Source organism: Clostridium sp. (assembly GCF_016650035.1).
Lineage (GTDB): Bacteria > Bacillota > Clostridia > Clostridiales > Clostridiaceae > Clostridium_AD.
Map to the genome: position 1 here is coordinate 13,772 of NZ_JAENWM010000050.1, position 14,155 is coordinate 27,926.

Here is a 14,155-nt window from a genome sequence, read left to right on the forward strand (position 1 = left end):
TAACTTGTTTAATATAGTATAATTACATTAAATACTTAAAAGTACAAATTATGTAGTAACTTAAATTATTATATCGAAAAATTTATAAAGAAATAAGGAGCATGGTTTAATGAATGAGAAAAAAACAAATAAAAGTCAAATCCCTTTTGGTATAGGTTTATTTATTGTTTTAGTAGTTTTCGGCGTTTTTTTATCTACTATATCAGATAAATTGAGTTTATATTGGATAACTGGCATTAGTTTTGGATTTATACTACAAAAATCCAGATTTTGTTTTACTGCCTCCATGAGAGACCCATATTTAACAGGCGGGACAATGTTAACTAGAGCTGTTCTTATTGCTTTAGCTATAACTTCAATTGGCTTTACAGCAATTAAATATGGTGATTTTATGCGTGGACTTGAAATTTCCGGGCAAAACTATGTAGTCCCTATAAGTATAGCAACTGCAATAGGTGCTTTCATATTCGGTATAGGCATGGTAATAGCCGGTGGATGTACTTCAGGTACACTGATGAGAGTCGGTGAAGGTTTTACAATGCAAATACTCGCCTTATTCTTTTTCATTGTTGGTTCACTCTGGGGTGCGCATGATTTTGGATGGTGGGAAATTAATTTTATTTCAAAAGGAAAAGCTGTATTCCTTCCAGATATACTAGGTTGGTTTGGAGCAATATTTGTTCAACTTTTAGTAATTGCTATATTATATATACTAGCTGAAAAATGGGAAACCAAAAAACAAAATGAAGAATATTGAATAATTATTGTTGAAAATAAGCTTTTAGGGGGCATAACTTTGGATATAAAAAATAATGAATTCTATAAAAAATGGTTTAAGAGTGCTTGGACATATGTTGTGGGTGCAGTACTTTTATCATTATCCCAAATAGTTACTCTAGCTACCACTGGTGAACCTTGGGGCATATCTAGTGTATTTGCAACCTGGGGTGCTTGGCTGTATAGAGCAGTGGGTGGAAGTGTTGACAAATGGTACTATTTTAGTAACGACACTGCTAAGGCAACTCTAAATACTGGATTTCTTAATGACCCAGGTTCAATTAGAAATTCAGCAATAATACTTGGTGCTTTACTTGCAACGCTTCTTGCGTCACAATTTAAAATAAAGAAAATCAAATCTAAAAAACAATTAGTTGCCGCTTCTTTAGGTGGACTTCTAATGGGCTATGGTGCAAGGATAGGACTCGGTTGTAATATAGGAGCTTTCTACAGCGGGACAGCATCACTATCACTCTCCGGCTGGGTATTTGGTATATTTTTATTCTTAGGTGCAATAGTTGGCAGTAAAATTCTTGTAAAATTCTTCATGTAAAAAATCATAAAAAATGCTGTGGAGCTTTAATGCTCCACAGCATTTTCTTCTTTATCTATAGAAAAATTAATCAAAGTTAAATTGTAATGTTAAATTTCTTAATTAAATTAACTCCTATTACTCCACCTAAAACTAAAGCTAGCATAAACACCCATCCAGATAATGAAAAATTAGCTATTGCTGAATAGAATGCTCCTATATTACATCCTAATGCAAATCTTGCACCAAATCCCATTAATAATCCGCCCATTGCATAGAAAGCGGCATCTTTTAATTTGAATTTTTTCTTAAATGAAAAATGTCCTGCGAGTAATGGAGATATTACAGCTCCTATTATTATTCCTAAGTTTCTCATAGAATCTGGATCATTCATGAACCCTCCATTAATTGTATCCATTTGAGAAGAAAAAGATGCCCACTTTGAAACATCTATTATACCTAATGATCCATAGATCCAAGCTCCCCAATTTACAAAAGCACTAGTTACTCCCCAGCTACTACCTGTTGTAAGTATTATTACTTCAAACATAACTGTTAAAAGTACTGCTCCAGTATATAAAGACCATCTTTTTATAAAAAATTTGTGATAAGTTTCTTTACTAAAAAACTTATATTCCCCTGTTTCTGGTAATGCTTTCTGCCACTCCGAATACTCTGATAAAATAAGAGTACTTGCTTTCTTTCTCCTATTTTCATACCATTTAGCAAAAGCATAAACTGCCAAGCATCCTAACAATGAAATCATTATAGCTCCCACATAACCAAAAGAGTCTGGCAAGTAAACTTTTGGACCCCAAGTGAAAAACACAGTATCTTTAAGAAAGCCCATAAAATATTCTCCCCACAGGGCTCCTGTTATGAAAAAGAATAACGTTATTAAAGCTCTTCCTTCACCTTCACCTGCATCTGTAAGTGTCCCAGACGCACATCCACCACCAAACATCATACCAGTACCAAATAATATTCCACCAATAATAGATAAAGCGTTAATTGGCTTAATGAATTGAGTTCCTGGTATTATCGTAGCTCCTGCAAATGCTCTAGATGCTACCTCGGCTCCACCAGCAAAAGCTCCATAATGTATTGCTGCTGTTATTATTATTGATATAGTAAGCATAAACATTAATGCTTTTGTTAAAGATGAATCTCCTGTTACATATATTTTTTTTATACCGCCTGCAAATCCAAAGCTTGATCTTTGCATTATATACCCGATTGCAAGTCCAGTAATTAAATATAATCCTAACTTAGGATTATTTGATGATAACGATGTAGTAAAGATGACCATAGCTATTATAATTGCGAATCCAACAAAATATTGCGTTTTATTAGTAACTGCTTTTGTGTTTACTGCCTTGCCCTTAGTATTTAAACCAGTATCTCCACCCGTGTTCTTCATATCTCATTTCCTTTCTGCATTTATTTTCATTAACCTTTTATGTGAATCCAGCTGTATTAAATCATCTCCTAGGGAGCTTCAAACAGCCAGATTCACATAAAAATATATATTATAAGAAGTTGTAATCAGTAACTATTTTTTCTCTTCCAGTTGTTTCATCAGTGAATGATTCATAGAAGGATATTCCCATAAATCCACCAGCAATATTATAAATGTTTGTATATCCTGAATTTTGAAGTGCCCTTACTGCATTATAGCTTCTTTGTGCACTTCTACAGTGTAGATATACTGGTTGATCTTTTGGTATTTCGTTCATTCTTTGTCTTATTTGACTAAGTGGTATATTCACAGCCCCAATTATGTGGCTTAATTCATACTCGTCCACTTCTCTTACATCTATTATGCAAGCTTTACTTTCAACTAAACCTCTTACGTCTTTTTCACTTACTTGCTTAAATTCACCATGTAATAAGTTAGTAGCAACATAACCTGCAAAGTTAACTACATCTTTAGCAGTTCCAAATGGTGGCGCATAACATAATTCTAAATCTCTTAAATCATCAACTGTTGCTCCAAATTTAATAGCTGTAGCAATTACATCCATTCTCTTATCCACATTTCCTGTTCCAATTGCTTGAGCTCCTAATACTTTTCCTGTTGGCACTTGGAAGAGTAATTTAAAGTGTAATGGCTCACAGTTAGGCATTATACCAACTTTATCTCCTGGAATTACCTTAGCTACTCCATAATTAATGTCTAATTTAAGAGCTTCTATCATTTCTTCATTTAGGCCTGTTGACGCTGCATTATAATCAAAGCATTTTACTACCGATGATCCGATATATCCAGTATTTCTTACAACTCTACCGTGTATATGGTCAGCAACTTGTCTTGCCTCTTTTTGAGCAGGGCCTGCTAATGATAACTTAATATTTTTTCCAGCTAAGGCATGATATACTTCAATCGCATCCCCAACTGCATATATATCCTTATCATTTGTTACATAGTTTTGATCTACTTTTATAGCTCCTGTTACTCCAAGTTCAAGACCAGCCTTAACTGCAAGTGAAGTTTCTGGAAGTACACCAATTGCCATAACTACTGCTTGAGTTTCTACCCTTTTACCTGATTCCAAAACAACAGTATCCTTTTCAAAAGAACTTACTTTATCTCCTACTATTAAATTTACACCCTTATCACGTAATTCTTTGTGAAGAATTTGAGCCATATCGTAGTCAAACGGTTTCATGATATGAGCCATAGCTTCAACCAACGTTACATTGTTTCCTGCTTCTCTTAAGTTTTCTGCAACTTCAACTCCTATGAAGCCTCCACCTATTACTGATATATTCTGTATTCCCGTTTTCTTCACATATTTATTTAGCTTTTCTATATCCACAACATTTCTAACAGTAAATACCTTTACATCTTCAATTCCTTTGATAGGAGGAAGTATAGGCTTTGCACCTGGAGATAAAATTAGCTTGTCATAGTTTTCTGTATACTCTGCTCCAGTTAGTGTGTTTTTAACTCTAACTGCCTTATTCTCTCTGTCTATATCTATGACTTCGCTATGTATTCTAGCTTCTATATTGTATTGAGCTAAAAATTTGTCTGGATGCATAAGCACTAGACTATCCGCTTCTTCTACTATTCCACTTAAGTGATATGGCAGGCAACAGTTTGAGAAAGATACATCGGAATCTCTTTCGAACATTACTATTTGATCCTCTTCGCTAAGTCTTCTGAGTCTCGCTGCTGTTGATGCCCCACCTGCAACTCCACCTACTATTAAATATTTTTTACTCATATAAACCCCTCCATATAATATTATGTTTTTGTTAAATTTATACCAAACTATGTGTTAATTATAATACAATCTTACTAGTTTCTGTAATAGCAATCTGTTATGCAGTATAAGAGATTGCTATATATGAATTTTATGAGAACTTTAACTCTTCATTTTGGCTACTTATAATATTCAAAATTTCTTCTCTTATCTTAATATATTTAGATGTATATATTACATTGTTTTGATTTACACCTGGATTTTCATAAGTGAAATCTATATTATATTCCTTAAGGATTTTACCCGGGCTACCTGACATTACAATAATTCTTGTGGCAAGTGCTAATGCCTCATCAACATCATGAGTAATAAGGAAAACTGTATTTTCTGTTTTAGTCCAAACCTTTCTTATTAAAGTTTGCATATTTCTCCTTGTTAAAACATCTAATGCTCCAAATGGCTCATCCATTAAAATCATCCTAGGATTATTCACCAAAACCCTTGCAAGCGAAGCTCTTTGCTTCATACCTCCAGAAAGTTCATAGGATTTATGATTTTCAGTACCCTTAAGGCCTACAAATTCTATATATTTATTAGTTAATTCTATAATTTCACTTTTGGGTAATTTCCTCATTTTTAGACCAAAGGCAACATTATCTTGAACATTTAACCACGGATATAAGACAGGGCTTTGAAAAACAACACCTTTATGCCAATCAGGTCCAGTAATAATTTCATTGTCCATTTTAGCTTCACCCTCTGAAGGCTTAAGAAATCCCGCAATAATTTTGAGCAAGGTACTTTTACCACAACCTGATGGACCAAGTACGCATATAAATTCTCCTTGCACAATGTCTAAATTTATATCTTTTAGAGCAACAACTTCACCTTTTTCACCTGAATACCTTAAATTTATATCTTTTAATGTTACAACATAATCTGCTCTATCTTTTGATACCTCATCCATAAAAATTCCCCATTTCTATTATATTGCTTTTAGATTATTTTAAAGCACTTTCTATATATGATGGATTTACTGCATCTTCAAAAGTAGATAATTCAGGTTTAGACATAAGACTTTTTTGTTCATAGAGAAAATCAGCTGTATCTTTTAATGAATTTACTAAATCGCCTTTTTTATCACTCGTTCCAAAATAAGCTGCATCTAATTGCTGCTCAGCGGTAAGCCAAATAGAACCCTCCATCTGTTTTGCTGCTTCTTCTTGTGTAATTTCTAAAGCATCTGAAATTGTTTTAACTGCCTCTGCTTGATTTTCATTATATAGTTTAACAGATTTATTTACAGCCTTTATATATTTTGTTACAATATCTGGATACTGTTGCGCAAATTCTCGTCTAACAAGCTCTACATTTGATGTAATAACACCTTTTTCAGCCATTTCCTTGCTTGAAATTATTGTTTTTCCGTCCTTCAAAAGGTTAGAAAGTGTAGGTTCCCATGCATAAGCTGCATCAATGTCACCTCTTTGCCAAGCCACATACACTTCAGGCATTTGCATATCAAGTAGTGTTATATCTTTTTCAGAAATACCATTCATCTCTAAAGCCTTTAATAAGCTATAATGTGTTGTTGTAGCGAATGGAGTAGCAATTTTCTTCCCTACAAGATCTTGCAACGAATTAATATTTGAACCATTTCTAGCTACTAATCTCTCTGCATCACCTAAGAGTTCGTGTATCCAAATCAATTCTACATCGATACCGCTTGCAATCCCAAGCGTTGCAGAAGATGACCCAAGCAAGGCAAAATCAATGTCCTTTGAAACAAGGGCATTTCTTATATCCCCTGCCTGAAATTCAATAATATTAACTTTCACTCCAAGCTCTTCTTCAAAAAAACCTTTTGATATAGCAATTTTCTCGTCATTAGGCATTTGTTGAGTACCTATATTTACCACCTCAGGTACACCTGATGAAGCTGTTTTATTTTCATCATCTTTTGAAGTTCCACATCCTACAAATAATGTTGCTATTAATGTTGTCATTATAACATTGGATATTACTTTTTTAAATCTCATAACTACCACTCCTTATAATATTAATATTTTTTATTCTTTACCTTTCCATGGAATAATCTTGTGCTCAATAAATTGTATGCCCCTATCTAATAATATACCTGTTATACCCATTATAATAATTCCTAAAAAAATAATATCACTTCTCAAATACCGACTTGCATCTAATACCATCCACCCAATACCCGAGTTTGCTGCAACCATTTCAGCTGATACCAGAGTAGTATAACCAACACCTAATGCCGTTCTAAGCCCTATAAATATATCAGGTAAACATGCTGGGAATATTACATACATAAATATTTGTAGCTTACTTGCACCTACAGTGCATGCACTATTTATATATTCTTCTTTTATTTTCATAACGGCTGATACGCAAGAAATGTATATTGGTGCAAAGCAAGCTAATAATAAAAGTACAATTTTAGACCCATTTTCAATTCCTAGCCATAAAACTAAAAGTGTGTAATAAGCAAGTGGTGGAAGCGGCCGATAAAATTCTATAACAGGTTCGAAAATTGCTCTAATCTTGGAATTATAACCACTTGCAAGTCCTAAAGGCACTGCAAGGACAGCTGCTGCTAAGAAAGCAATAAGAAGTCTTTGCATACTTGCTCCTAAATGATGTAGCAATGTGTAATTCTTGTACCCATTTTGCAAAATATCAACAAACGCAGTCCATACTGATTGTGGAGATGGTACTAATTTAGGATCAACCCATCCGAGCATTGTTACTAGCATCCATAATGCTAAAATAACAAGTATTGTCCCAATAGTTAACATTTTTTCATATGCAGTTTTTTTATTCACTATTATACCGCCTTTCGATTAAATACCTATCATAAACAAAAGAGCGTTATGTCCCCTATAATTGGATTATAATTACACTTTTAACTCAATTGAATTTATTTTGTTAATTTTATATCAACTATATATTAATTATAATACAATATTAGAGATTTTTGTAATAAGCATGTGTTATGCAGCATAACATATTGTTATATAGTACTTTAAGCATTAGCAATATTTGATTAAATTAATCTTTGAATTTTAAAAAGCAGTATAGAAGATATCTTCTATACTGCTTTTTTAATACTTATTATTCTTCTATTTCTTCACTTGGCTTAACAAATTCTAAGTCAACCTTTTTATTTTCAAGATTAGCTTTTCTATTGTCTAAGGTATTTAGATTTATAGGATGAGCAATCATATCTTCTGGAGTACTCATTATAAATCTATTTAAGTAGATTTTTCCGTTTGGAGTATTTGCTACAGCGTAAGGTTCGGTATATTTCTTAAATAGAACCCATGTATAAGTATCGTTAATTACTCTACTAATATCTTCTTTATCAATTATTGTTCTAGTTTTTTCCTTGCCATATCTATCTCTTAATATTACAGCAACAGAATTTTCATCTAATTCTTCATAATCATTAATTGTATTCTGATTATATACTTCTAAGTTGCATTTTCTATTATCTAAAGTATCTCCATTGATATGTCTTACAGGTGATTTTGGATGAACGTCTAATATAAATGATTGCAAACTTTGCTTTCTTCTATATTTCTTTTCTTCGATATAATAACTACCTAAATTTTGAGCTAAGAAATTATTAAAATCTTTATTCCATTCTGCAAACCAACGGCCCTTTTCTAATACTTTTTGTAAATCTTCCGTGTCTATTTTACAATCAATTGTAGTACCATCTTTTTTAACTAATTTTAAATAAGTAACTTCTTCTAGCGTTTGGTATTTATTAGATTTTACTTCTACTTTAGGAGTTTCTTTTTTAGTGATTTCTGTTTTATTTTCATTTCCGTTTTTTATGATAGGACACCTCTTTCTTCTATTTAGGCATCTTCAAAAAAATAACCAGTCAGCATACTAGCCTATTTTTTTCTTATGCCTTATAAGGGATTTTAAATAATGTATAATTCAATATTTCCCTAAATTTTTATTTACAACTCAATTTTCTCTATAACACACATGTTTATTTTACTACATTATTCTCATTATACCACATTTAGTAGCTGAAAGCATTAAATTTTATAAGAAATTTCGAATTCATTTAATTTATTTCCCATATGTTCTTAGTTCTAATACCTCTTTTTCTGTAAGGTTACGCCATGCACCAACATCTATCCCATGGATATTTATATTGATAATCCGAGTTCGCTGGAGTCTCACAACTGTATATCCAAAAACTTTACTCATTCTACGAATTTGCCTATTTAATCCTTGCGTTAGAATAATGCGAAAAGTGTAAGCATCTACCTTACTAACTTTGCAAGGCCTTGTATTAACACTGCGAATTTGCACACCTTCAGACATTCCTTTTATAAAAAGATCATTAAAAGGCTTATTTACAGTTACTATATATTCTTTCTCATGTTGGTTTTCCGATTCTAATATTTTATTTGCTAGCTCCCCATCATTTGTCATTAATATTAATCCTTGAGAGTCCTTATCCAGTCTACCAACAGGAAAAATATAGTCCGGACAATTCATAAAATCAATTATATTTTTCTCCACCGTCTTTGCTGCAGTACAAGTAATTCCTACAGGTTTATTTAGTGCAATATATATTTTATCTTTTCGGATAATGGTCTCATTATCAATAAGAATACTATCCTCTTCTTCCACCCACTGTCCAGGCGTGCACATCTCACCATTTACTATTATCCTATTTTTCTTTATTAACCTACTCGCATCTGTTCTTGAACAAATACCATAATTGCTAAGAAGTTTATTAATTCTCATTTTAAAGTTATATCCTTTCGCTTGGTCATGCAAATCACTCTAATATATTTATTTCATTATACCAAATACATGTTCATTTTAGTCTTATATATAAAAATAACTCATAAGCACTATGCCAATGAGTTATTTATTAGTAACCATTAAGATTTATATCTATTAATTTTTCTGTTTAACCATTTCATTAATAACCACTTCAGCAAACTCGCGAGTCCCAGTGGTCCCACCTAAATCACAAGTTAAATATTTACCTTCTTTTAAAACAGCTTCCACCGCTTTCTCTATTTTATCTGCTGCGTCTTTTTCCCCTATATATCTTAGCATCATAACACCGGATAGAATGCAGGCAGCAGGATTTGCTATGTTTTTCCCAGCAATATCCGGAGCCGACCCGTGAGCTGGCTCAAAAACAGCTCCTTCTTCTCCAATATTTGCCCCTGGAACTAGTCCTAGTCCTCCAATTAAACCTGCTGCCATATCTGATAAAATATCTCCATATAGGTTAGGCATTACAAGCACATCGTATTTTTCTGGATTCATCACAAGTTTCATACTCATAGCATCAACTATAACATCCCCGAAGGCTATATCTTTATGCTTATCTGCTATATTTCTTGCACATCTTAAGAATAATCCATCAGAGAGCTTCATAATATTTGCTTTGTGAACAGCTATTACTTCACTTCTATTTTGCTCTTTTGCTAATTTAAAAGCATATTCTACTATTCTATCACTAGCTTTTTTGCTTATTATCTTTATACTCTCAGCAATATCCTCTGTAACCATATGCTCTATTCCTGCATATAAATCTTCACTATTTTCTCTTACTATTATTAAATCTACGTCCTCATATCTCGATGGAACGCCTTCAAATGTTTTTATAGGCCTAATATTAGCATAAAGGTTTAATTCCTGTCTTAATGTAACATTAACACTTTTAAACCCCATACCAACCGGTGTAGTTACAGGCCCTTTAAGTGCAATTTTATTTTTTTTAATGCTTTCTAAAACGTAGGAAGGTATAGGAGTATTATATTCCTCTATAACCTCTGCACCCATACGTACTATTTCCCAAGCAATTTTAACTCCGCTTTGCTCTATTACTTTAACAGCCGCAGAAGTTACTTCAGGTCCAATTCCATCGCCTGGTATAAGTGTGATATTGTATCCCATACTTCTATTCACCTGCCTTTTCCCTGTTTTTCATAAGATTTATTAATCCACCATATATAAGCATATCTTTTTCTCTTTCCGTCACCTCTGGTAAAGTTTTATAATAAACTCCTTTTGTTTTGTTAAATACAATAACAATACCTTTTTTAATTTGCTCTATAGCATCTTCAATAATTAACTCATCCATGAAGTCTATATCTTCATAATCATTAGCGTTTTCAAATACTAATGGTATTATAGCATTATTGATTAAATTAGCCTTGTGAATTCTTGCAAAAGATTTTGCTATAACAGCCCTAATACCTAAATATAGAGGTGCCAGTGCCGCATGCTCACGGCTGGAGCCTTGGCCATAATTTGCGCCAGCAATTATAATCCCACCACCCTGCTCTTTAGCCAAGGTAGGAAAATTCTCATCACAAGGAGTTAAACAAAACTCCGATAAGTATGGAATATTAGACCTAAAGGGTAGTAATTTAGCATTAGATGGCATTATATGATCCGTTGTAATGTTATCCTCTACTTTAATTAGCACTTTACCCATGACTGTCTCTTTTAATTTTTCCGCTATTGGGAATGGCTTTATATTAGGACCTCTTTTTATTTCTATATCTTTACCATCCATAGCTGGGCTTATTATTAAATTATCATTGATTGTGAATTTTTCCGGCATAGGAACTTTCATTTCGCCCCCCAGCTCTCTTGGATCCGTTATAAACCCTGCAAGTGCTGATGCAACTGCCACTTCAGGACTCACAATATAAACATTAGCTGATACCGTTCCAGATCTTCCTTTAAAGTTTCTATTAAAAGTTCTTAGTGACACTGCCCCTGTTGAAGGTGATTGACCCATTCCTATACATGGACCACATGCACTTTCTAAAATTCTTGCACCAGCATCAATCATATTAGAAAGACCACCATTTTTTGAAAGCATACTTAAAACCTGTTTTGAACCTGGTGAAATAGCAAGTGACACTTCATCAGGAATAGTTTTTCCCTTGAGTATTTTTGATACTTTCATCATATCAACATAGGATGAATTAGTGCAGCTTCCTATTAACACTTGGTCTACCTTTATGTCTTTTAATGACGATACAGGTACTACCTTATCTGGACTATGAGGGCAAGCAGCTAAAGGTTCAACTGTGCATAAATCTATTTTAATTACTTCATCATATAATGCACCCTCGTCTGCTTTAATCTCTACATAATCACTCTCTCTATTCTGTGCTTTTAAAAATTCATAAGTCACTTCATCGCTAGGGAAAATTGAAGTAGTTGCTCCAAGTTCAGCCCCCATATTTGTAATAGTTGCTCTTTCTGGTACTGTTAAGCTCTTAATACCTTCACCTGCATATTCAAATACTTTATTAACTCCACCCTTAACTGTTAATCGTCTTAGTAATTCTAATATAATATCTTTTGCTGAAACCCAAGGGTTAAGCTTACCTATTAATTCTACCTTTACAATTTTAGGCATTAATATGTAATATTCTCCACCGCCCATTGCTACCGCTACATCAAGGCCTCCCGCCCCTATGGCAAGCATTCCTATTCCTCCGCCAGTAGGAGTATGACTATCTGAACCAAGTAGTGTTTCCCCTGGTACTCCAAATCTTTCTAAATGAACTTGGTGACAAATACCATTACCAGGTTTTGAAAAATATATTCCGTGTTTTTTCGCAACGCCCTGTATATATAGATGGTCATCTGCATTTTCCGCTCCTGTTTGTAAAATATTATGGTCTATATAAGCAACAGATTTTTTAGTTAAAACTTTATTAATTCCCATAGCCTCGAATTGAAGATAGGCCATTGTACCTGTAGAATCTTGAGTTAGAGTTTGATCTATTTTAATTGCAATTTCGCTTTCAGCAATCATTTCACCTTTAACTAAATGAGTCTTAATTATCTTTTGAGCTGCAGTAAATTTCATAATGCTCCCTCCATTTCTTCATAAATAGTTTAAACTTAACAAGCTGCAGTGTTTTGCGCTTTAATACTTAACTCTGGAATACATTCTTTTACAATTGGTTCCAATTCTTCGTTTTTCATTACAGTGTTTCTGCCTGTCTGATACTCCTTATCTACCCACTCTTTTATAGTATTAATTCTTTCATCTTTTTTACCTATTTTGTGTAAACCCTTTAATCTAAAATAAGTATTAACCCAAGCCGCTATACCTGCGTGCCCTGAATGTTCATTGACAGCAACAACAATTGGCCTACCTAATATTTTTTCAGTATCGAAAATATTGTATATTTCTTCATCTTTTAATATTCCATCCGCATGTATGCCAGCCCTAGTAACATTAAATTCGCTACCTACATATGGTGTTCTAGGTGGAATACTATATTTAAATTCACCTTCAAAGTATTGTCCGATTTCAGTTATAAGCTTAAGATTCATATTTTTTACATTTCCTTTTATTTGACCATATTCTATAATCATAGCTTCCAGCGGGCAGTTACCTGTTCTCTCCCCAATACCAAATAGAGAAGTATTTATAGCACTGCAACCATGTAGCCATGCTGTAGTAGCATTTGGTACCACAGCATAAAAGTCATTATGTCCGTGCCACTCAAGGTACTCCGCGGGAACCCCCGCATAAACTCTTAATCCATGTATGATACTTTCTACGCTTCTTGGTAGTTGCGTTCTTGAATAAGGTAATCCAAGGCCTAGTGTATCACACGCTCTAATTTTTACCTTTATACCAGATTTCTTAGAAAGTTCCATAAGTTTTTGTGAAAGTGGCACTACGAAACCAAAAAAATCAGCTCTAGTTATATCTTCAAAATGGCATCTTGGAACTATACCATTCTCTAAAGCTTCTTCCACTAGTGAAATATATAAATCCATAGCTTCTTGCCTTGTTTTATTCAATTTTTTATATATATGATAATCAGAACAGGACATAAGTATCCCCGTTTCCTTAATTCCCATATCTTTTACAAGCTTAAGATCTTCCTTATTAGCTCTTATCCAGGACGTTACTTCTGGAAATTCATATCCCCTTTCCAAGCACTTCCTAACTGCATTTCTATCCTTTTCAGTGTATAAAAAAAATTCTGTTTGTCTAATTATTCCCGAATTATTATCGAGTTTGTGTAGATAGTCAAATATTTTAATAATTTGCTTCGCAGTATATGAATCCATAGACTGTTGTCCATCTCTAAAAGTAGTATCAGTAATCCAAATATCTTTAGGTACAAACATCGGAATTTGTTCACCCCCAAAAACCATCTTTGGAATTTCTGAATATGGGAATATTTCTTTAAATAACTCTGGTTGATTATCATGATTTGGTTGTAAATTATTTATTTCCCTATTATGAGCGTCAATATAATCTGATATTTGTACCTTTTTCATTATTTACCTCCTGTTATCTACCTATTTTTATTTTCAACTAATAATTGCATTTGTGCGATTAATGACCTATCCATATATTAAAAATTCAATTTAATGTTTATTATATAGGTTATTTATAGTTTTGTAAAGATGTTTTGCAATCATTTAATTCTAATCTATGATCCGTTTATGATAATGTCTTAGTATACCGTTTTTGATTATGTCCCAAACATACAAAAATATAGTGTAGAATATACCTCATAAGATTGTACAAATGGGGTGTTGATAATCAGAAAGGTAGATTTAAATATGAAAG

At 33.0% G+C, this 14,155-nt stretch carries 10 protein-coding genes and 1 pseudogene; 1 reads left to right on the forward strand and 10 read right to left on the reverse strand.

The annotated features are described in order from the left end of the window. Positions 1-109 precede the first annotated feature (109 nt). Positions 110-1,330: pseudogene (locus JJD95_RS12435) on the forward strand (YeeE/YedE family protein). 76 nt (positions 1,331-1,406) lie between these two features. On the opposite strand, the gene JJD95_RS12440 reads toward JJD95_RS12435, so the two are convergent. The 10 genes from JJD95_RS12440 to JJD95_RS12485 all read right to left on the reverse strand — a co-directional run bounded on the left by JJD95_RS12440 (position 1,407) and on the right by JJD95_RS12485 (position 13,860). Beyond that, positions 1,407-2,618 carry a YeeE/YedE family protein gene (locus tag JJD95_RS12440; RefSeq protein WP_367114817.1) on the reverse strand — a complete coding sequence of 404 codons (1,212 nt, stop codon included), beginning with the start codon at positions 2,616-2,618 and terminating at the stop codon, positions 1,407-1,409. Positions 2,619-2,838: 220 nt separating this feature from the next. Then, positions 2,839-4,539 carry an FAD-dependent oxidoreductase gene (locus JJD95_RS12445; RefSeq protein ID WP_291643351.1) on the reverse strand — a complete coding sequence of 567 codons (1,701 nt, stop codon included), beginning with the start codon at positions 4,537-4,539 and terminating at the stop codon, positions 2,839-2,841. Positions 4,540-4,669: 130 nt separating this feature from the next. After that, positions 4,670-5,485 (reverse strand): ABC transporter ATP-binding protein, encoded by an 816-nt coding sequence (locus tag JJD95_RS12450; RefSeq protein ID WP_291643352.1) that lies wholly within the window; start codon positions 5,483-5,485, stop codon positions 4,670-4,672. A 34-nt stretch (positions 5,486-5,519) separates the two neighbouring features. After that, entirely contained in the window at positions 5,520-6,557 is a 1,038-nt protein-coding gene (locus JJD95_RS12455) for an aliphatic sulfonate ABC transporter substrate-binding protein (RefSeq protein WP_291643353.1), read from the reverse strand. Positions 6,558-6,587: 30 nt separating this feature from the next. Further along, positions 6,588-7,364: an ABC transporter permease subunit gene (locus JJD95_RS12460; protein WP_291643354.1), complete on the reverse strand. Its 777-nt coding sequence runs from the start codon at positions 7,362-7,364 to the stop codon at positions 6,588-6,590. Between the two features lie 289 nt (positions 7,365-7,653). Beyond that, complete coding sequence (locus JJD95_RS12465; RefSeq protein WP_291643355.1) at positions 7,654-8,100, reverse strand: hypothetical protein; 447 nt, start codon at positions 8,098-8,100, stop codon at positions 7,654-7,656. 528 nt (positions 8,101-8,628) lie between these two features. Beyond that, positions 8,629-9,315, reverse strand: coding sequence for a pseudouridine synthase (locus JJD95_RS12470; protein WP_291643356.1), 687 nt, complete (start codon positions 9,313-9,315; stop codon positions 8,629-8,631). Between the two features lie 156 nt (positions 9,316-9,471). Beyond that, complete coding sequence (locus tag JJD95_RS12475; protein WP_291643357.1) at positions 9,472-10,485, reverse strand: isocitrate/isopropylmalate dehydrogenase family protein; 1,014 nt, start codon at positions 10,483-10,485, stop codon at positions 9,472-9,474. 4 nt (positions 10,486-10,489) lie between these two features. Beyond that, a complete protein-coding gene (locus JJD95_RS12480) occupies positions 10,490-12,424 on the reverse strand; it encodes an aconitate hydratase (RefSeq protein WP_291643358.1) in 1,935 nt (644 codons plus the stop codon). Between the two features lie 35 nt (positions 12,425-12,459). Further along, a complete protein-coding gene (locus JJD95_RS12485; protein WP_291643359.1) occupies positions 12,460-13,860 on the reverse strand; it encodes a 2-isopropylmalate synthase in 1,401 nt (466 codons plus the stop codon). Positions 13,861-14,155: the final 295 nt, after the last annotated feature.